Annotated in this window: 15 protein-coding genes; 6 read left to right on the top strand and 9 right to left on the bottom strand. The window is 33.1% G+C overall.

Features of this window, described 5'->3' with window-relative positions; translation table 11 throughout:
• From B0A75_RS13395 to B0A75_RS20800, 7 genes are all read right to left on the bottom strand, one after another.
• A partial coding sequence (locus B0A75_RS13395; RefSeq protein WP_133063520.1) for a beta strand repeat-containing protein occupies positions 1-2,105 on the bottom strand: 2,105 nt, incomplete at its 3' end.
• A gap of 440 nt (positions 2,106-2,545) precedes the next feature.
• Positions 2,546-2,923, bottom strand: a complete 378-nt coding sequence (locus B0A75_RS13390; protein WP_089054783.1) for a YegP family protein — start codon at positions 2,921-2,923, stop codon at positions 2,546-2,548.
• Between the two features lie 59 nt (positions 2,924-2,982).
• On the bottom strand, positions 2,983-4,497 hold the full coding sequence (locus B0A75_RS13385; protein ID WP_089054782.1) for a PAS domain-containing sensor histidine kinase: 1,515 nt from the start codon (positions 4,495-4,497) through the stop codon (positions 2,983-2,985).
• A gap of 56 nt (positions 4,498-4,553) precedes the next feature.
• A complete protein-coding gene (locus B0A75_RS13380; RefSeq protein WP_089054781.1) occupies positions 4,554-4,922 on the bottom strand; it encodes a hypothetical protein in 369 nt (122 codons plus the stop codon).
• A 594-nt stretch (positions 4,923-5,516) separates the two neighbouring features.
• Positions 5,517-6,161, bottom strand: coding sequence for a response regulator transcription factor (locus B0A75_RS13375; protein WP_089054780.1), 645 nt, complete (start codon positions 6,159-6,161; stop codon positions 5,517-5,519).
• Positions 6,162-6,257: 96 nt separating this feature from the next.
• A complete protein-coding gene (locus B0A75_RS13370; RefSeq protein WP_123872373.1) occupies positions 6,258-8,006 on the bottom strand; it encodes a sensor histidine kinase in 1,749 nt (582 codons plus the stop codon).
• 650 nt (positions 8,007-8,656) lie between these two features.
• Positions 8,657-8,779, bottom strand: a complete 123-nt coding sequence (locus tag B0A75_RS20800) for a hypothetical protein (RefSeq protein WP_262490106.1) — start codon at positions 8,777-8,779, stop codon at positions 8,657-8,659.
• On the opposite strand from B0A75_RS20800, the gene B0A75_RS13365 reads away from it, so the two are divergent.
• Complete coding sequence (locus B0A75_RS13365; protein WP_089054778.1) at positions 8,766-10,022, top strand: OmpA family protein; 1,257 nt, start codon at positions 8,766-8,768, stop codon at positions 10,020-10,022. The genes B0A75_RS20800 and B0A75_RS13365 overlap by 14 nt on opposite strands.
• A 102-nt stretch (positions 10,023-10,124) precedes the next feature.
• On the opposite strand, the gene B0A75_RS13360 is transcribed toward B0A75_RS13365, so the two are convergent.
• Positions 10,125-10,934, bottom strand: a complete 810-nt coding sequence (locus B0A75_RS13360) for a DUF2490 domain-containing protein (protein WP_089054777.1) — start codon at positions 10,932-10,934, stop codon at positions 10,125-10,127.
• A gap of 411 nt (positions 10,935-11,345) precedes the next feature.
• On the opposite strand from B0A75_RS13360, the gene B0A75_RS13355 reads away from it, so the two are divergent.
• From B0A75_RS13355 to B0A75_RS13335, 5 genes are all read left to right on the top strand, one after another.
• A complete protein-coding gene (locus tag B0A75_RS13355) occupies positions 11,346-11,750 on the top strand; it encodes an HYC_CC_PP family protein (RefSeq protein ID WP_089054776.1) in 405 nt (134 codons plus the stop codon).
• 80 nt (positions 11,751-11,830) lie between these two features.
• Positions 11,831-13,216 (top strand): TolC family protein, encoded by a 1,386-nt coding sequence (locus B0A75_RS13350; RefSeq protein ID WP_089054775.1) that lies wholly within the window; start codon positions 11,831-11,833, stop codon positions 13,214-13,216.
• A gap of 11 nt (positions 13,217-13,227) precedes the next feature.
• Positions 13,228-16,374, top strand: a complete 3,147-nt coding sequence (locus B0A75_RS13345; protein ID WP_089054774.1) for an efflux RND transporter permease subunit — start codon at positions 13,228-13,230, stop codon at positions 16,372-16,374.
• 3 nt (positions 16,375-16,377) lie between these two features.
• A complete protein-coding gene (locus B0A75_RS13340) occupies positions 16,378-17,472 on the top strand; it encodes an efflux RND transporter periplasmic adaptor subunit (RefSeq protein WP_089054773.1) in 1,095 nt (364 codons plus the stop codon).
• Positions 17,469-17,891 carry a hypothetical protein gene (locus tag B0A75_RS13335; protein ID WP_089054772.1) on the top strand — a complete coding sequence of 141 codons (423 nt, stop codon included), beginning with the start codon at positions 17,469-17,471 and terminating at the stop codon, positions 17,889-17,891. The genes B0A75_RS13340 and B0A75_RS13335 overlap by 4 nt, the downstream gene beginning before the upstream one ends.
• Before the next feature lie 63 nt (positions 17,892-17,954).
• On the opposite strand, the gene B0A75_RS13330 is transcribed toward B0A75_RS13335, so the two are convergent.
• The gene (locus tag B0A75_RS13330) at positions 17,955-19,364 is read right to left on the bottom strand and encodes an MFS transporter (protein WP_244284396.1); all 1,410 of its coding nucleotides are present in this window, start codon (positions 19,362-19,364) and stop codon (positions 17,955-17,957) included.
• Positions 19,365-19,649 lie beyond the last annotated feature (285 nt).

The following is a 19,649-nucleotide window of genomic DNA, read 5'->3' as shown; positions in this document are numbered from 1 at the left end:
TTATTTCCTGCTGCTCCTTGTGCTCCAGTTTCTCCTTTTGCTCCGTCAGTTCCTTTTGGTCCTGTTAAGTTAGAAGTGGTAAAAGTTGTACCATCAGTATACGTAATTGTAAATGTTCCGTTTCCGTTATCAACTGTAGTTGTGATTCCTTTTCCGTTATTTCCTGCTGCTCCTTGTGCTCCAGTTTCTCCTTTTGCTCCGTCAGTTCCTTTTGGTCCTGTTAAGTTAGAAGTGGTAAAAGTTGTACCATCAGTATAGGTAATTGTAAATGTTCCGTTTCCGTTATCAACTGTAGTTGTGATTCCTTTTCCATTATTTCCTGCTGCTCCTTGCGCTCCAGTTTCTCCTTTTGCTCCGTCAGTTCCTTTTGGTCCTGTTAAATTAGAAGTGGTAAAAGTTGTGCCGTCAGTATACGTAAATGTAAATGTTCCGTTTCCGTTATCAACTGTAGTTGTAATTCCTTTTCCATTATTTCCTGTAGCTCCTTGTGCTCCAGTTTCTCCTTTTGGTCCTGTTAAGTTAGAAGTTGTGAAAGTTGAACCGTCAGTATAGGTAATCGTAAACGTTCCGTTTCCATTGTCAACGGTAGTTGTAATTCCTTTTCCTGCTGTTCCTTGAGGACCTTGCGCTCCTGTATCTCCTTTTATAGCTGCTAAATAATCGGTAATAGTTGCTGTTGTATTATTGGTCGTTTCCTTCCAAACTTCAAAAGCTGATTTTCCATCAACACCATTTGTTCCGGCAATTCCCTGCGCTCCTGTTAAGTTAGAAGTGGTAAAAGTGGATCCATCAGTATAGGTAATCGTAAACGTTCCGTTTCCATTATCAACTGTAGTTGTAATTCCTTTTCCTGCTGTTCCTTGAGGACCTTGCGCTCCTGTATCTCCTTTTATAGCTGCTAAATAATCGGTAATAGTTGCTGTTGTATTATTGGTCGTTTCCTTCCAAATTTCAAAAGCTGATTTTCCAGCGATTCCTTGCGCTCCTGTTAAATCAGAAGTGGTAAAAGTGGATCCATCAGTATAGGTAATCGTAAACGTTCCGTTTCCGTTATCAACTGTAGTTGTAATTCCTTTTCCTGCTGTTCCTTGAGGACCTTGCGCTCCTGTATCTCCTTTTATGGCCGCTAAATAATCGGTAATAGTTGCTGTTGTATTATTAGTCGTTTCCTTCCAAACTTCAAAAGCTGATTTTCCATCAACACCATTTGTTCCGGCAATTCCCTGCGCTCCTGTTAAGTTAGAAGTGGTAAAAGTGGATCCATCAGTATAGGTAATCGTAAACGTTCCGTTTCCGTTATCAACTGTAGATGTAATTCCTTTTCCTGCTGTTCCTTGTGGACCTTGCGCTCCTGTATCTCCTTTTATGGCCGCTAAATAATCGGTAATAGTTGCTGTTGTATTATTGGTGGTTTCCTTCCAAACTTCAAAAGCTGATTTTCCATCAACACCGTTTGTTCCGGCAATTCCCTGCGCTCCTATTAGGTTAGAAGTGGTAAAAGTTGATCCATCAGTATACGTAATTGTAAACGTTCCGTTTCCGTTATCAACTGTAGTTGTAATTCCTTTTCCGTTAATTCCTGCTGCACCAGTATCTCCTTTTACAGCCGCCAAATAGTCTGTAATTGTTGCTGTATTATTTTTAGTTATTTCTTTCCAAATTTCATAGGCAGATTTTCCATCAACACCATTTTTACCATTGGCTCCAGGAATTCCTTGAGGACCTGATGCCAAGTTTATTGTAACTGGCAGACCTTTTTCATTTGTATAAGTAATGGTACCGTTTTTATTGTCTATCAAAGTTGTAATAGTCTCCGTATCAGCACTTCCCATACGGCACCATTTATCTGTATACCAATAATAGTAGCCTGGAACAATGTCACTGATTGTCTGTGTATTAAAAACCAAAAGACTGTTAACATTACCTCCTGCAATAGTCGTTTTGTCTTGTGTGCTGGTTAATGAAACTCTAGGTATAAGTATACCTTTATTTGTTGCCGAAACATCAAGCTGTGTTGAAGCGTTAGGAAGTGAAGTCCCAATACCTACTTGTGCATGACTCCAAAAACTCAATCCTAAAAGGAATAAAAAGTAATAATTTTTCATAAAAAATCTTTTAAAAACGATTAACCTTAATAAGAACTAATTCAAATGAAAAAATTGAACACTGCTAATTCTCATTTCACTGATCATAAATAGGTTGTTTTTTAAGATTTGGGGAACCTCTAAAAAATAAACTGATCTTACATCTATCTGGGGGCAAATGTAAAAGACTAAAAATCAAAAAATTGTAGAACCCTTAACCTTGCCTTGTAGAACTTTTTCTACAGAAAAAACACGCAAAAACAAGTAGTAATTGGTAATTACAATGTTATAAACAAACACTCTTAAGAAACTAGATTTCTTAAAAAAGTCCATTATCATATACTGCTGTTTAATCGTTAAAAGCAGAATTTAAAAACCGTATTTTTTAGTGAAGACCTTTATAAATTGAAGGATAAATATTAGAACAAATAAATATTTGTTTGACTTTACAGCATTGCTTTCTAGCCCGCCATATTGTATGATGAAGTGCAAATTAATTTGAAAGATTGTTTTGATCGATCTTCGATTGAAGCATTTGGCGCTTTCTTTTTTAATGCTTCAATTCCTTTATCTCGAGAAAATCTATCTTTAAACATTTTACTTACTCCAATAATTTTTCCATTGAATGCTTTCAGATTAAAGTAAGTTTCATTATTTCGAGATGTCTTTCTAAAAAACTTCACATTATCTTGCGAATTGCGTCTTACAGATTCAATTCCTTTAAAGCACATTAATTTTCTTGTGTAAACTCCGCTGCTCAAAATAACCTTTCCTTTATTGTCTATAAAATCAAACTGAAATTCTCCATTTGTTTTTTTATTAATTACAAATTTTTCCATTTTAAAAACTAATCTTTTCTCTTTGTTGCTAATAAATTTAAATTGTAAATCACTTTTAATTAATCGTTAAAAATGATTTTAAAAGTTGTTCCTTTTCCTACCTGACTTTCAACTGTAACCCTTCCGTTCATTGATTCAATCTGGTTTTTTGTAATGTATAAGCCAATTCCATTTGCCTTTTCGTGCTTATGAAATGTTTTATACATTCCAAATAATAAATGACCGTATTTTTTAAGATCGATTCCCAAACCATTATCCTTTATCGTCAATACCTTTTTCTCATTTTCTATGAAAAAGTTAAATTCGATTACCAAAAATTTATCTGGATTCGCATATTTTATGGCGTTCGTACATAAATTTTGCAATACGCTTTCGAGATAAGCAGGATTAAAATTAATCACAGCATCTTCTGGGATATTGTTTATAATTGTTGCATTATTTCGATGGCTGTAAGCACTGACAATATTAAGCACCCTGTTTAAATAAGCATTCAAATTCAAGGGTTCTACAGCAATTTCTGTATTATTTTGAATGTTGACTATTTGCGATAGATCTTCAATTGTTCGATTTAAATCATTTGAAACCATTCGCAGATACTTTATTGTTTCGCGCTTCTCGGCAAAATTTTCTTCTAAATCAATCATATCCAGAAGCAGTTTAAAATTTCCTGCATGCGAATTCAGATTATGAGATGCTATGTGCGAAAAATTCAGCAGTCTGTCATTCTTTTCACTGTAAAGCTCCATTCTTTCCTGCAGCTCCAGCTCTTTTCTTTTTTGTGATGAAATATCTGTATGCGTTCCTATTACTTTCAACGGTTTACCATTTTCATCACGCTGAATTACTTTACCTCTGTTTAAAATCCATTTATAACTTCCATTTAAGGTCAATACACGATGAAAATTTTCATAAAAAGGCGTTTTGTTTTCAAAGTGATTATGTAAAGCCGTATAATATTTTTCAAGATCTTCTGGATGAATAATTTCATTCCATCGTTCTGGAGAATCCATATTTTCTGCAGATTCTAATTCAAGTATTCTTATAGACTGCGGCGAATAAAAAACAGTATTCTCTTTCATATCCCAATTCCAAACTCCAAAATTTGAAGTTTCAAGAGCAAATTTGTAACGCTCTTCAGAAATCTCCAGCTTCGTTTCTAATGTTTTCAACTCAGTTACATCAGCAATTCTTCCATACAAAACCAATGTTCCATCGCTGTTTGTTTCTTTTTTTGATGAAACCTTAAACCAGCACAAACCTTTCATAGGCAATTGCACTCTGAAAACCGAGTTCCATTTTTTTCCCTTTTTTAAAGAATCAATTAAAGACTTCCTTACCGAGTTCCTGTCCTCTTTATGAACTCTGTCATAGACAGAAAACATGGTATTGGCAACCAATTCGTCAGGTAAAATTTCAAACATTCTATATGCAGAGTCAGTAACAAAAGGCAAAGCACAATCGTTTTGCGGCGAAATCGTCAGAACAAAAAGCGCATCTTCCATTTCATCAAACAATTTAGATTTCAACTCATTAATTGTTTTATTTTTTCTTGCTTTATAAAAGTCGAATTCCATGATCTAGTATTTAGTAGTTTATGACTAATAAAAACCTGATTACAGTTTCTTTTTAGTCAACAGTAAGGCATTTGGGTATTAAGTATGGTTTCTTCAAAATGAAGATTTAACTGATTTAGTATTTGTGATCGTACATTTGAAGTATCAAGTAAGAAAACATCATCCAAATCAATCAAAATATTTGATATTCGTTTATTAAAAGAACAAACAACCAGCGGAATTCCTTTTCCGTATACTCTTAAAAAATCAAGAAACTCTTCTTCTGTGTAAACAACAAATACAATTGCTGCATAAACATCTAATTCGTCATTTAGGCTCCTGAAATCTCTACAGATATCAAGCATCAAAACGTCTTGAAATTTGCATTTTAAAAATTTTGAAAAACATTTTTGATTGCCATATATAAGTGCTCTTTTCTTTATCATCATCATTACATTTTTACAATCAAATTTTTCTTAAAAAATTCAATCAAGTTAAAAACCGCATCCTATAACATCATAAAAAACTTCACAGCATAAAAAAATTGAAAGGAGAGATTTCTTGAATTCAATTACCACAACGAAATTCATTCAATTCATATCACACACGCATTCTCTCTCCCCTAAATTCTTAGATCGTCAATTCTAATTTTCTTTAATTAAATGAACAACTCAATGTTGATCAAACGGCTGTTCTCCAAAAACAAAATTGACTTAAATGTTAAATTCCAAAAAACATAAACAATACTGCCAGCATCAAAAAAAATCATTATTAAAAAACAGAAAATTGGGTGTAGATAATTTCAAAAAAATAGTTTTCAATATTATCTTTTTTTATTCTCCAATTCTCTTGTCTCTTCCTGACAATACAAAAATACTCCCAATAAAATCAATAGTTTATAGAATATTGACCACCCTCTTGTAGAATTATTTCTACAAGGAAAACACTTCTTAAATCGAAACTTTTCTGCAAAAAAAACAGGGATTTAAAAATCCCTGTTTTTATTAATACTTCGAAATGTCTAAATAATTGAATATTAGCTATTCGTCATAATACAACTGAAAAAACCGAATTAAATCAGCCAGATTATCAATTTCCAGCTTTTCAAAAATTCTGTTTTTAAAAGTACTTACTGTCGTTTTTTTTATGTTCAACAATTCTAAAATTTCTAGATTTCCGTATCCTTTTATGAGCAATTGTGCCACCTCAATTTCTCTATTCGACAAAAGATCCAGCGGATTTGTCGGCTTTTTAGTAATGTACGAATCTAGAATCCTGTCTTTAACATTCTGAGTAAGATATTTTCCAGAAAGCATCATCGAATTGATGGCATTTTTCATTTCCTCTTCAGAAGTTTCTTTATTTAAATAACCAGATGCTCCAGCATTTAGATATCGCATTGCATAAATATTTTCGTCATAAGCTGAAAATATTAAGATTTTAATATCAGGCTGAATTGCTTTTATTTCAGACAATACATTTATACTGTTACCATCTGGAAAGTTTACATCTAAAATCAATAAATCGATCTTAACTTCATTCAGTTTACTAAATATATCTTTAAAATTCCCCGCCATATAAATTGATGCATTTAAAAACAACTCTTTTATAATTAGAGAAACTCCTTGTCTAACCACACTATGATCATCGGCAATTAAAAAACTATAGCTATTTGATGATTTCATTTGTATTTGAATAAATTATTTTTTTAGTAGATTTGGTTCTTTACTTATCAACCATCGGTATGCAAAACACCTATCGACGATTTTTTTATTTGCATTTTAAACTAAATTTAAAATCAAATTGAAACTAACTTTCGTCCCATTTCCTTGCTTGCTTTCAACATGTATTGCCCCGCCAAATAATTCAACAATTTCTTTACAAAGATTCAAACCTAAACCAACTCCTAAATCATTTACTTTTCCAGAAACTGTTCCTTGATAATAAAGTTCAAAAATATTCTTCAAATCATTTTCAGAAATCCCGCTTCCATTATCCTGAATCGCTACTTTTAAGTTAAGCTTTTTGTCTCCAGTTTTTTCAGCATCTATTGCAATCGCTATGAGTCCTTCTTTTGTAAATTTATTGGCGTTACCAATTATGTTATAAAAAAGCTGATGAATTTTCACTGCATCCGAAAAAACTTCATAATCAGCTAAATTTGATGAAACTGCAATTTTGTTTCCTTTGCTTTCAACTAACGAACCCATTGATGAAACAATCTGATTTATCTCTGTTTTTAACTGAAAATTATTATTGTTTAATTTCAGTAAACGATTCTCATCTTTAGAATACTCTAAAATTTGGTTCGCTAACAAAAGCAGCGAATTTGTTGTAAATTGAATAGATTGAAAAGTTTCTTTTATTTCGGCATCTTTTATCGAAGAACTGATCATTTTACTGTAAATAGAAATTAAACTCAGCGGAGATCTGATTTCATGACTGATCATTCCCATAATTCTATTTTTAAAGTTTAAACTTTCTTTAATTTGAGCTTGAGCAATTGTCAATCGTTTTTCATATTGAAATGCCATTCTAGTAAAGTAGAAAATGGTAATCGATATGATAAGCATTAAAACAATCAAGACTGCAAGTGTATAACTTCTGGCAATTTTATTCGAATCATACTGATTCTGCAGCTGTTTTTGAGTACTGTCCTGAAGAGCGCTTAATGACTTATTATAAACCGGCATTATTTCGCTTTCTAAAGCCAATAGTTTATTATTAAGTTCCGTTAATTTCGAATCTTGATTTTTTAAACTCTCAAAATGTTTTTTCAAATTTTTAAACTGCCCTTCGTAGTAGTTATTTGTTGTATTAAACAAATTAGCGATCTGATCTTCAATACTGCCAGTTACTACTTTATCTTTGTACTTCATTGTAACAGTAACATTTAACTGTTCTTTCTGTACATCAGTTTTTCCAGCCAATGCCGCTCCTAGTCTTGAAAACAATCCTTTTTTAGAAACACTGTCGACTTTTGTATAAGTATCTGTTTTAATGCTGTCTAAAATTTTCTTGTATTCAAATTTATTTAATTTGAACACGTTCGAAACACTATTTTTATCAGGATTATGCTGTAAACTAATAATAGAATCGATCTCAGATTTTAAAGTTTGAATGTTCGATTCTGAATGTTTTTTCTCCAACAGAATTTTTTCAAACTCTTTATTGTTTTTTGTCAATAAACTCAAGCTGTCAAGCAAACGGCTTATTTCATTCAACGACGCAGTATACTGCTCTAAAGAAGCCTTATTTTTATTAGCCCTGTAATTAGTAAAGTCTTTTTGAGAATTTAAAAACGAATTATTTATTTTGCTCGTGAAACTCGAAATCTTATTCATAGAATTCATAGAACTCAATGCTTTTGACATTTCAGATTCATTTGAAGTTTCATTGTTCCAAATAACAATGGCAATTATCTGCAGCAAAATAATACATACCAATAAAGTGTAGTGAATTATTTTTCTATGTTTGAATTTTAGTTTTAATAAACTAAATGTATTATTCAAGGAATGCTTTCTAACCAAAATTTTAGATTTTAAAATGATAAAAAAATTAATGAGTTACAAAATCATTAACTCATAAAATTGTTTTAATACTAGGTTACTACAATACCATCATGAATGATGTACTACAACTTAAATAATTATTATTTTTTAGATCTTAAATCAGGACTGCCTATTTTAATTCTGAGACAACAATACTTATTTGTTAAATCAAAACTGCTTTATACAAAAAATAAAGTACAGCCTTGTAAAACCAACATAAACTATTATCGCCAATAAATATTTAAAAGATTTGGGGAGTCTTTTAATTGAAAAAATATGTCCTTAACAAGTTACATATTTTAATTCACTTTTTTTAAAATATTTAATTTTTATTTTAAATCAACTGCGAAAGTAGTTTGATTTAATAAAATTCTACGTAGAACATTATTACAGTTATTGTAGAATTTGTTCTACAAAACTACTCATTTTTATGAATAGCTTTTTCATAAAAATCGATAAAAAAATGTTAAGCTCCAACAAACAATTATAGATCTTCTATAGAAAGCAGAGAACCAATAATGCTGCTATTCAAAAAAACTTGTCGCAGCAAAAAAAATGAAAAAAAATAACATTTCTCAAACATCAACCCTAACAATCTGAATAACTGATTTTTATTTTTCAAATTAATTTCATCTTCCAGCTTGTTTTGCTCTTAAATCCTCTTCAATTTTTACTGCCCATTTTTTGAAACCAACATTGTCTTTTAGTTTTGCCGAAAATTTTAAAAAATTAATGAAAATGAAAAGATTCATAATTACTTTCTTGTTTGCTTCTGCAATAACAACTGTAAATGCTCAAACAAAAACTGAGAAAACAACGAAAAATGACTTCAATAAATGGTCTATTGAATTAGGAGGAGGATTTAATAAACCACAAAGACCTATGTCTGCAAACTATTTCACTTCTACACCAAGTCCTTATGTAGTAGATTTAGGAGTTAGATATATGTTTAACAACAAATTTGGTCTTAAAGCTGATTTTGGTTACAACAGTTTTACAGGAAAAAATAATTCTGTAGATTTTGATACTAAATATTATAGAGCAGATATTCAAGCTGTAGCTAACTTAGGTCGTATCATGAATTTTGAAACATGGACTAACACGATTGGTTTACTTGGTCATGCTGGTTTTGGATTGGCACAATTAGAAGACGAAAATTCGGCTGTAAAAGACAGAATGGGTAACTTCATGGCTGGTATTACAGGTCAAATTAAATTATCGAACAGAGTTGCTTTGACTGGAGATTTTACAACTATCCTTAACGCATCTCAAAACGTAACTTTTGATGCTGCAACGCCTTCTAATTCTAGAGGTTTTTCAGGAATCATTTTTAACGGAACTGTTGGTGTAACGGTTTATTTAGGTAAAAATGAAAAACATGCTGACTGGGTAATCGATAACGGATCTGAGATTGATGAATTGAAACAAAGAATTACTGACATCGAAACTTCTATGCTGGATACAGACAAAGATGGTGTGCCTGATTATTTAGACGAAGAGCCAAACACAATTTCTGGTGTAATGGTTAACACAAAAGGAAAATCTATTGATGTAAACAACAACAATGTTCCTGACGAATTAGAAAGCTATTTATTAAAAACTTACGGAAGCAACACTGATAAATCGCCAATTTTAAACAACAATGAATTGGTTAAAAACTTAATCAACAGCGACTACGTTTGTACTTATTTTGATTTTGGAAAATCTACTCCAACAAATGTTTCTACAGAAGGTATCGATTTCATCTTAACTTATTTAAGAAACAATCCTACTGCTTCAGTTGACATTATTGGACATGCTGACGAAATTGGTAAATCTGCTCACAATGATAAATTATCAACTGCAAGAGCAAACAATGTAAAAAACACATTGATAAAAGCTAATATTAATCCTTCAAGATTAAATGTTATTGGAGCTGGTGAAGACACTTCAGTAAACAAAGATTCTGATGGAGCTAGAAAACTAGTAAGAAGAGTTACTTTTAGAGTAAAATAATTTTAGAAATTCAATTTTAAGAAAGGGAATAGTCAAATAGACTGTTCCCTTTTTTTATTCTAATTTAAACCTCAATAAAAGAATTACTTAAACTCGTAGTTTTTAATCTGCACCTCCGTCAACACTATCAAAAGTTTCTCTTTCTTTAGGTCTTATGCTATATTTCATTGATACAACAGGTCCATAATAAACATCAAATTGAGTTCCGTTTGTGCGCAGCTGCATCTGTCCGATAACTCCAGCTAGAAAGTGCAGGTTTTTTGAAATCCCAGCAGTATAGTAAACTGACATTCTAAAAATATCAAAATTCTCGTTGGCATAATCTTTTGGTGCAAACTTAAGCATCAGCTCTGCATAGTAACCAATGTTTGGCGCAACAAACAGCGGTTTTTCTTTCGTTTGGCGCAGGAAGTGATTCACTCCAAATCTAGCTCTTAAACGCGGAATTACTCGATGAACTCCGTTTCGGTCATCAAAAAATTTAGTTTCAAATCGCACTTGTTCAAAGATTGTTCCTTTTGGCATATTCTGCGAAAAAGTACCCATTAATATAAGTCTTTGCTCTAGTGTTTCGTAGTTTCCTGCTTCTTCAACCTCATATTTTTGATTGTGCGCGTAGCCAAGCCAAAATTTCATGTTTTCAAAACCTGAATATACAATCCATGGTCTTACTACAACACGCTGTGTATATTCATACGGATTCTTGTTGGTATAAGCACCTTGCGTTACCAATTGAAAATCGGCTTGACCGCTTAAATGCCATTTATCATATATCGGAAAAGCAAAATCTCCCTCTGTAATCGATGCCGGAATAAATCCCATTGTATAAGGCGGCGGCGCAGGTTGTGCTTTTAAAGTTTGCATTGCAGCGACACTAAACAATAGAAAAAAACCTTTTTTAATTAAATTCATAACTCTGATTTATTTTTAAGGTGCATATAAGTTCTACACAAAAACCTCAACAATTCGCAAATCATTTTCTACAAAAAAAGCCCTAACTATTCTAGATAAGGCTCTTTCATTATTTTAAAATAAATCTTACGACGTAAATAAATATGCTTATTTCTAAATTTTCTATTTCTGTAACCAAATCCTAAATTCAGTTTAAAAAAACGATCTATAATTATTACAGCCATGATTCTCAAAATTAATAAAATCAAACAGCTAAACAGAAAATAAGATGTTTCAAGTTATAACTTGAAACCAGAAAAACTGGAAACAACAGAACAAAAAAAGCAGTAAATACAGTTCCTAAATTTTACAAAATTCTTCCAAAATTATACAATTGTTTATCCCTTAATATCTTCAACTTTGCAGTTAATTATGAAAAAAGCACTTCTCATACTTCTTTCGGTTTTTTATCTGGTAATGTCGTCAGGCTTTACCACGATCACCCATTTTTGTAAAGGAGTAAAGCAGGAAACAAGTCTTTTTTCGGGCGCACATACAGGAAAAATATGTCCAAAATGTGCTGCAAAAAATTTACCCAAAAGTAAAAACTGCTGTAAACATAAAACACAGCTGAACCAAATTACTGAAAAAGCACACCAAAAAGTTGTTAAAGATGTTGCTTTTAAAACTTTAGATCTTCCAGTACCTGTTTCTATTCACGAGACAATACTTGGTCTTATATTACCTAAAGTAAATAAACCACACTATTTTTTTAGTGCGTTTATTCCTCTAAAGAGCAATCCTCTTTATATTTTTTATTGCGTTTACCGAATTTGATTTTTAGCAATTGAACAAACTGCAGCATTTTTCAAAGAAATGTTGTCAGATTTCTATTGTCTAATTTTTAAATACACATCATGAAAATGCAATGCTTTGCATTGATAGTGTTCAGTTTTGTCTCAGAAAATCTGCTTGCACAGACGGTAACATTATCTAATGCTCTTGAACGTTCGATTCAGAATTTTGAAAAAATAAAAGCTAAAGAAGCAGTTGTAAAAGCTGCCAAAGAAAATATCTCTTACCAAAAAAGCACTTATTTACCAGACTTTACCCTAATGGCACAGCAAAGTTATGGTACTATTAATGCCATAAACGGGACAATGTACAGTTATGGCGGTTTGGGCAGTGCTGCAACATCAATGCCATTACCCGATCAAAACTGGAATGCTGCTTTTGGTTCTCTTTATCTGGCTAATATCAATTGGAATTTATTCACTTTTGGTAAAATTAAAAACCAAATAGGAATTGCCAAAGCTGATGAAAACAAAGCACAAAAAGATCTTGATCAAGTAAAATTCCAGCATCAAGTGAAAGTAGGTGCAGCATATTTAAACCTTCTCGCTGCCCAGCGTATTAAATACGTTCAAGAAAAAAATCTTGATCGTGCTCTAGTTGTAGAAACTACTACGCAAAGCCGTACTGAAAGCGGTTTACTTCCAGAAGTCGATTATTCATTAGCCAAAGCTGAAGTTGCCAACACAAAGGCAGCAGTTATAAAAGCGTACGATATGGAACTCGACCATTCTAAATCCCTGGCTGTAATGTTGGGCGAAGACTATCAAACTTATAAACTCGACAGCCTTTTTACAACTACAACACCTGTCTCACTTTTAGAATCGACTGTAGAACTTAGCAAACATCCCATATTAGAATGGCAGCAAAGCGCGATTTTAAAAAGTGAGAATCAAGAGAAACTGCAAACAGCTCTTGGTCTGCCAAGCATCTCTGCATTTGGAGTAATGCAAGGACGCGGCTCTAGTTTCGACTGGAATTATGTACAAGACAATTCGGCTTTTAATCGATCTTATCTTGATGGCGTAGGAATAGACCGCAGTAATTATCTTGTTGGAATAAACCTAAGCTGGAACCTGACCAATCTATACCGTCAGTCTTCTAAAAAACGGGAGCAAAAATTCATAACGCAATCTTTACAGAATGAATATGAATATATGAGTCAAGAGTTAACAGCACAGCAAAAATTGGCCAACGATAAGCTGAAAAATGCCTACGCCACTTTTGAGCAAAGTAAAACACAAGTTACTGCTGCTGCAGATGCCTATCGTCAACATTCAGCTTTGTATCAAAATGGACTTACCACTATTGTAGATTTAACGCAATCTTTCTACACATTGAACAGAGCAGAAATTGAATACGAAATTGCTCAAAACAATATTTGGCAGGCCTTATGGATTAAAGCTGCAGCAGCTGGCGATTTAAACATTTTACTCAACGAAATACAATAAACCCGAAAATTATGAACTTAATACGTTTTGCCTTGCGCAAGCCTATCTCTATTATGGTGATAGTGCTGGGGCTTTTATTCTTCGGGATTAAAGCTGCTAAAGAAATTAAAGTCGATATTTTACCTGACATGAATCTTCCTGTCGTATATATCGCCCATTCATTCAATGGTTACACGCCACAACAAATGGAGGGTTATTTTACAAAAATGTATGTAAACATGATGCTGTTTACAAGCGGAATCGAAAGTATTGAAACTAAAAACACTCAAGGACTTACCTTAATGAAAATTAATTTTTATGAAGGTACTGATATGGGACAGGCAATTGCCGAAATTAATGCACTTTCTAATCGTTCACAGGTATTTTTACCGCCTGGCGCTCCGCCTCCATTTATTATTCGATTTGATGCTTCTTCACAGCCAGTTGGACAATTGGTTTTTAAAAGTAATTCGAAAACGAACAATGAACTGCAGGATATTGCCAATTTTACGGCACGACCATTTTTAATTAAAATTCCGGGATTAACAACGGCGCCTCCATTTGGCGGAAGCCCGAGAACTATCGAAATTAACATTGATCCTAATAAACTGCGTACACATCAACTAACTCCTGAGCAGATTGTTGAAGCGATCAGCAGGAATAATATCACATCTCCATCAGGAAATATTTATGTTAACGATATTAATTACTTAACACCTACTAACAACACTATAAAAGAGGTGGCAGATTTTGGCAATATTCCAATTTTTAAAGGAGGAGTTGATAATGTTTACATTCGTGATGTGGCAACCGTAAAAGATGGTGCGGATATTACGACTGGATATGCGCTTATTAATGGCACAAGATCCGTATACATTAACATCGCAAAATCTGGAAATGCCTCTACTTGGGAAGTCGTAAAAAATCTTAAAAAGGCGATTCCCGCCATTCAGAACAATTTACCAGATGATGTAACTATTTCCTATGAATTTGATCAATCTGTTTATGTAATTAATGCCGTAAAAAGTTTAATTACCGAAGGCGTTTTGGGTGCCGTGTTAACGGGACTAATGGTATTATTATTTTTAAATGACAAAAGAGCTGCTTTAATAGTCGTGCTTACAATTCCAATTTCAATTATATCAGGAGTATTATTCCTAAAATTATTTGGACAAAGTATCAATATTATGTCATTATCTGGATTAGCATTAGCCATAGGTATTTTGGTTGATGAGAGTACGGTTACGATCGAAAATATCCATCAGCATTTAGCAATGGGAAAAACAAAATCCAAAGCAATCTTAGATGCTTGTAAAGAAATTGCATTTCCTAAACTATTGATTTTATTGTGTATTCTTGCTGTATTTGCGCCAGCATTTATGATGACCGGCATACCTGGTTCCTTATTTATGCCATTAGCATTGGCAATTGGTTTTTCGATGATATTCTCTTTTATTCTATCGCAGACATTTGTTCCTGTGTTGGCAAACTGGTTAATGAAAAGCAATGAAAACCACTCGCACAAAGAAGACAAATTTGATGGTTTTAAAAATCGTTTTGTAAAGTTCTTACAATCTATCATGCCAAAGCGAAAACCAATATTAATTGCAAGTTTCATTATTGCCGCGCTTAGTGTATTCTTAATGTATAACATTACAGGAAAAGATGTATTGCCAACCGTAAATTCAAGTCAGTTTCAAGTACGTATAAAAGCTCCTGAAGGCACTCGAATTGAAAAAACAGAACTAAAAATAAAGCAAGTTTTAAAAGAACTCGAAACCGTTATTGGCAAAGAACATATTAGCATTTCATCTGTGTTTATTGGCCAGCATCCTTCTTCGTTTGCAGTAAGTCCGATTTACTTATACAATGCAGGTCCGCACGAAGCATTGATGCAAATTGCTTTAAAAGATTATGATGGAAATACCAATGCTTTAAAAGAAGTCATTCGTAAACATATGAAAGAGAAAATGCCTGAATTGCATTTTTCTTTCGAACCAATAGAACTTACCGAAAAAATACTAAGTCAAGGAACCAATACGCCTATCGAAGTCCGTTTTTCGGGAATGATGAAAAAGATGAACGTTATGTATGCCAATAAACTTTTGGCTAAACTAAAAGAGATTGACTATTTGCGAGATCAACAAATTCCGCAGTCTTTAAACTATCCAGCTTTTGATATTAATATTGATCGTGTAAGAGCTGCTCAATTAGGAATTGATGCGCAAGACATCGCGCGTTCGTTAGTTCCAATCACCGCCTCTTCTCGTTATACCAGCAAAAATATGTGGGTTGGCGGAATGATGGGAATCGCTTATGATGTGCAAGTACAAACGCCGCAAAATATTCTAAATACCAAAGATGAGCTAATGAATGTTCCGTTAGGAAAAAATTCAGACCGCCCAGTTCTTGGTGATGTTGCCACAATTACACCAACCAAAGTGTTAGGCGAAAGTTATAACCTTGGAACAATGGCTTACACTCCAGTAACAGCAAATATTCATGATGCAGATCTTGGACGTGCTCAAAAAGATGTACAAGCTGCAATAGAATCTCTTGGAGAATTACCAAAAGGAGTAAACATTCAAGTCTCTGGAATGCTTCCTGTACTCGATGAAACGATGAACAGTTTAGCAACAGGATTACTAATCGCCGTTATTGTTATCTTCTTGATGCTGACTGCCAATTTTCAATCTTTCAAAGTATCGTTGGTTATTTTAACAACAGTACCCTTTGTAATTTTAGGTTCATTGCTTTTAATGAAACTTACGGGATCGACATTAAACCTGCAATCGTATATGGGAATCATTATGTCTGTGGGAGTATCAATTGCAAATGCCGTATTATTAATTAGTAATGCAGAATCGCTTCGTTTACAAAATGGTGATGCTCTAAGTTCAGCCATTCAGGCAGCATCATTGCGTATTCGTCCTATTATCATGACTACATTAGCCATGATTGCAGGAATGCTTCCAATGGCAATTGGACATGGCGAAGGCGGTGACCAAGTTGCTCCTTTAGGAAGAGCTGTAATTGGAGGTCTTATTGCTTCTTCGTTTAGTGTACTGCTTCTGTTACCATTAGTATTTGTATGGATACAAAACAAAACATCTACACAATCATCTTCACTAGATCCTGAAGACGAAAACAGCATTCATTATATAACATTAGAAAAATAAATCATGAAAATAGTATATTATATCTTAATAGGAATTGTATTTGCATCGTGCAATTCAACACCTCAAAAAGAAGAAAAAATGGCAGCAATGCCAATGATGATGCAAAGTTTTGAAACTATTTCTATAAAGAAAAGCAATCCATTAGTTCCCTTAAAACTTGCAGGCGAATTAATCTCTGATCGAGAAACTTCTATTTATGCAAAAGTCAACAGTTATGTAAAAAAGATGTCCGTAGATATTGGTTCAACAGTTACTGCGGGGCAAGTTATCATGGTTTTGGAAGCACCCGAAATTCAAGCACAATTAGCTGCAGCTAAATCAAAATGGAAAGCGCAGGAAGCTATATATATTGCAACAAAATCGAATTATGACAGAATGTTTAAGGCTAATGAAACAAAAGGAGCTATTGCAAAAGATGCTTTAGATCAAATAACAGCCCGAAAATTATCTGATCAAGCACAACTCGAAGCTGCAAAATCGGCCTATCAGGAAATACAAGTTATGAACGATTATTTGATAATCAGAGCGCCGTTTAACGGAATTGTTGCAGAACGAAATGTAGATTTAGGTTCGTATGTAGGTCCAATGGGTAAAGGTTCAGACAAGCCATTATTAGTTATACAAGACAACAAAAAACTGCGTATTTCACTTTCGATACCAGAAGCCAATACACCATATTTAAAATTGGGCGATTCAATTCATTTTAAGATAAATTCTATTCCTAATAAAAAGTACATGGCCAAAATTTCACGTAAATCGGGAGTCTTAGATTTCAAACTTCGTTCTGAGAAAATTGAAGCCGATATTATGCAGACTCATAAAGAGCTAAAACCATTAATGGTTGCAGAAGCCATGCTTCCGCTGCAGGCAAATGAAGCTACTTTTTTTGTGCCAAAAACAGCATTGGTAGAAAGTAATACAGGCGTTTATGTAATTCGAATTGAAAACAGTCTGACTAAAAATATTCCTGTAACCAAAGGGCGTGCTTTAGCCGATCAAGTTGAAGTTTTTGGTGAACTGAATGAAGAAGATAAAATTTTAATGAAAGCTACTGAAGAAATACTAGAAGGAACAAATATTAAAAAAACAAAAAAATGAAAAGAGTAAATAAATATCTTATTATCGGAGTAATAGCTCTGGTAATCGCATCATGTCAAAAACAAGAGAAAAAACAAGAAACTATTGCGCAAAAAAGCATTGAACTACCTGTAAAAGAAACCTTTGCTGCATCAAAAGGAATTCATGTAACTAATGATGAAGTCTGCATGGTAAACAACATTCATATGGGCAAAAAACAAATGGAAGTTCCGTTTGAAGGAAAAATGTATTACGGCTGCTGCAATATGTGTGTAGAACGAATTTCAAACGAAGAAAGTGTTCGAACAGCTGTAGATCCACATACCGGAAAAAAAGTGGATAAAGCTTCCGCTTATATTATTTCGTTAAATGAAGAAGGAAATGTCGCTTATTTTGAATCAGAAGAAAATTATCTAAATTTTATTAAATCCGGCAGTTAAACAAAATTGTTCTCAAATTTTAAAACGCCTGTAAACTAAAAATTTACAGGCTTTTATTTAGTATTAATCGGCTGGTTTCAAATTGTCGCCATCTTTAAAATGCAGTCTTCTAAAAACCAATCCAGATAAAATAGTTAAAGAGCCTACCACTAGAAAAGTGTATCTAAATGCATTATGAATTTCGTTATGAATAAGTTTTAAATCTCCTTGAAATATTTTAAGAACCAGTAATCCGAAAGCGATACCAAACCCAATCGCCAATTGCTGATTTACCGAAATTAATGAATTACCGCTGCTTGTATGATATTGCCTTAAATCGGCAATAGAAATTGAATTCATCGAAGTAAATTGTATCGAGTTAAAGAAACCTAATACCGCAATAATAGGAACGTACCAATATATTGAAGTATGAATAGATGGAATAGCCATGCAACAAATTAAAACACCAATAATAAAAGTATTCACCATTAGCGTTTTTCGATAACCAAATCGGTTCAAAATACCAATCACAGCCGATTTTCCAAACATGGCAGTGAGAGCCATAGGCGCCACAATCCATCCAGATACCACAGCAGATTGTCCGTAAGCGATCTGAATCATCATAGGTAATAATAACGGAACGGAACTAATCCCTAAACGTGTTGCCAAATTGCCAACTATACCTACTCGAAACGTTCGTACTTGAAATAAATTTAAAGGAAAAATAGGATTATTATCTTTTGACGCATGGCGATAATACCAATACAGCATTAAAAATCCTGACATTAATATTACTAAAACCGGCGAAACACGAACCGTATTACCAAATAATTCCAACGAAATAGACAATAAAAGTGAAGCCGCTGCAAAAATGAAAAAACCTTTTAAATCAAAATCAATAATCTTAGATTTATAATTGGGCATATATTTCAAACTTAAAAGAATTCCGATAAGTCCAAACGGAATATTGATCAAAAAAATCCAATGCCACGACAAATAATCAACCATATAACCTCCTACCAAAGGTCCTAAAACCGGCCCAATTAAAGCAGGGATTATGGCAAAGTTCATCGCCTTAAGTAATTCCTTTTTAGGAAATGTTTTAATGAGTGCCAGTTTTCCTACGGGTGTCATCAAACTTCCGCCGACACCTTGAACGATTCGCGCTAAAACTAAATGTGTTAAATTCTGAGAAAGTGAGCAAAACAAAGAACCAAGACTGAACAAAAACAAAGCAAAAATAAAAACCTTCTTAGTACCAAATTTATCCGATAGAAAACCACTTACCGGCATAAAAAGTGCCAAAGTTAAAACATAACTGATAATTGCATTTTGCATATCGAGCGGAGACTCATGCAGATCTTTAGCAATAGAAGGCAGCGAAGTATTCAAAATTGTCGAATCCAGCATCTGCATAAAAATAGAAGTCGCTAAAATAATGGGTAACACCTTTTTTATCGCTTCATTATTCTGCTCTGTAGTTACTGTCATCATAGTTACTTTTAGAATTGAGCTCTTTTGTTTTATTCTTTCAGAAAAAAGTTTGACACCCAAACTTCTATTTCATCCTATGAATAAAGATACAAAAAACATTCTTGCCCATTGTAAACTACTTTTCATTGCTACTTTAATTTGTCACTTTATCTGCCACTAATTTTCACGAATTATTTTATTTCACGCAGATTAAGCAACTTTAATTTGTGTAATTCGTGGCAAAAAAAATCCATTTTAATTCTTTCAATCTGTGGCTGTATTTTCTCACGCAGATTTTCCAGATTA

Source organism: Flavobacterium oncorhynchi (genome assembly GCF_002217355.1).
Taxonomy (GTDB): domain Bacteria; phylum Bacteroidota; class Bacteroidia; order Flavobacteriales; family Flavobacteriaceae; genus Flavobacterium; species Flavobacterium oncorhynchi.
This window is presented reverse-complemented; position numbering and strand designations above follow the sequence as displayed.

What these genes read in the sequence shown, in the direction of transcription:
- B0A75_RS13380 (WP_089054781.1), bottom strand. Translation starts at nt 4,922, where the DNA reads ATGATAAAGAAAAGAGCACTTATATATGGCAATCAAAAATGTTTTTCA.
- B0A75_RS13375 (WP_089054780.1), bottom strand. Translation starts at nt 6,161, where the DNA reads ATGAAATCATCAAATAGCTATAGTTTTTTAATTGCCGATGATCATAGT.
- B0A75_RS13330 (WP_244284396.1), bottom strand. Translation starts at nt 19,364, where the DNA reads ATGATGACAGTAACTACAGAGCAGAATAATGAAGCGATAAAAAAGGTG.
- B0A75_RS13345 (WP_089054774.1), top strand. Translation starts at nt 13,228, where the DNA reads ATGAACTTAATACGTTTTGCCTTGCGCAAGCCTATCTCTATTATGGTG.
- B0A75_RS13355 (WP_089054776.1), top strand. Translation starts at nt 11,346, where the DNA reads ATGAAAAAAGCACTTCTCATACTTCTTTCGGTTTTTTATCTGGTAATG.
- B0A75_RS13340 (WP_089054773.1), top strand. Translation starts at nt 16,378, where the DNA reads ATGAAAATAGTATATTATATCTTAATAGGAATTGTATTTGCATCGTGC.
- B0A75_RS13360 (WP_089054777.1), bottom strand. Translation starts at nt 10,934, where the DNA reads ATGAATTTAATTAAAAAAGGTTTTTTTCTATTGTTTAGTGTCGCTGCA.
- B0A75_RS13385 (WP_089054782.1), bottom strand. Translation starts at nt 4,497, where the DNA reads ATGGAATTCGACTTTTATAAAGCAAGAAAAAATAAAACAATTAATGAG.
- B0A75_RS20800 (WP_262490106.1), bottom strand. Translation starts at nt 8,779, where the DNA reads ATGAATCTTTTCATTTTCATTAATTTTTTAAAATTTTCGGCAAAACTA.
- B0A75_RS13350 (WP_089054775.1), top strand. Translation starts at nt 11,831, where the DNA reads ATGAAAATGCAATGCTTTGCATTGATAGTGTTCAGTTTTGTCTCAGAA.
- B0A75_RS13335 (WP_089054772.1), top strand. Translation starts at nt 17,469, where the DNA reads ATGAAAAGAGTAAATAAATATCTTATTATCGGAGTAATAGCTCTGGTA.
- B0A75_RS13365 (WP_089054778.1), top strand. Translation starts at nt 8,766, where the DNA reads ATGAAAAGATTCATAATTACTTTCTTGTTTGCTTCTGCAATAACAACT.
- B0A75_RS13390 (WP_089054783.1), bottom strand. Translation starts at nt 2,923, where the DNA reads ATGGAAAAATTTGTAATTAATAAAAAAACAAATGGAGAATTTCAGTTT.